General features: G+C 66.6%; 2 protein-coding genes. One reads left to right on the forward strand and one right to left on the reverse strand.

Annotated features, from left to right (window positions below):
• Positions 1–143 precede the first annotated feature (143 nt).
• Entirely contained in the window at positions 144–434 is a 291-nt protein-coding gene (locus tag G6R24_RS24690; protein WP_338084493.1) for a helix-turn-helix transcriptional regulator, read from the reverse strand.
• 215 nt (positions 435–649) lie between these two features.
• Here G6R24_RS24690 and G6R24_RS21175 point away from each other — a divergent pair.
• The coding region (locus G6R24_RS21175; RefSeq protein WP_163550866.1) for a hypothetical protein at positions 650–889 on the forward strand (240 nt) is incomplete at its 3' end.

Genomic DNA, 889 nt, shown 5'->3' on the forward strand with positions numbered 1-889 from the left:
CGCAACCGGCAGCTGCAACCGCCCCCGGGCACCACTGCAGCGAGGGATGCGACAGCCAGCCGACTGTTCTCGCCCGGAACGTCTAAGCGCCCCGCCGGACTGCTCCGACGGGGCGCTGCCGCTTCCTCTGGGCTGTCGTGCCGCTAGGCAACTGCCACGGAGTGCCCGCCCTCCTCTGGCGCATCTTCGCGGGCCTCCGCCTGCTCGCGCTTCCGCCATAGATCCGTGCGAGCTCCGACACCAGGGCGGTTCTCCAGCCACGTACGAACGGTCGACAGCTTCCAGCGAGATCGACGCGGCGAGGTCTGGATGTCGGGCTGAGGCAGGTGTCCAGAACTCCTGTAGGCGCGCACCGTGCTGGGCGAGATGCCGGCCAGCTCAGCTATATCTGTGTAGTCGAGGAGTGGCTCAATGTTATCGATAGGCTCTTTCATGATGGGTGACACTACAGCATTGACGCATTGAGGATGAGTGTGTAGCGTTCGACCCCACAACTGAAAAGCGCCCCCGGACCGACGTTGGAAGCGTCGACCCGGGGGCTAACGGACCACCTGCGACAACAGGAGACCGCTATGAGTCATCTTTCCCTGCCTGCGTGCGGATCTGCGCGCCAGGCTTCGCCCGTCACTGCCCGTCTGGGTGGTGTGGCATGAGTGCCCGCCGTCCGGGTCGGATCACGGTCACAGTCGACCAGCCTGAAGAGATCTTCGATCCGGTGATCCTCGCCGCCCTGAAGGCCGGCCGCCGGGTGACCGCCGACGAAGAGCTGGACGTCCGCCGCCGGCACACCGCCGAGCTCACTACCGGGCCGGCCGTGTGCTGCCGGGCGTGCGGGTTCGTGCTGACCGTGCAGCACCAGGCCTGCCCGTCGATCGTGCTGGTGGACGCT

It is taken from the genome of Candidatus Frankia nodulisporulans (assembly GCF_902806475.1).
Classification (GTDB): Bacteria; Actinomycetota; Actinomycetes; order Frankiales; family Frankiaceae; genus Frankia; species Frankia umida.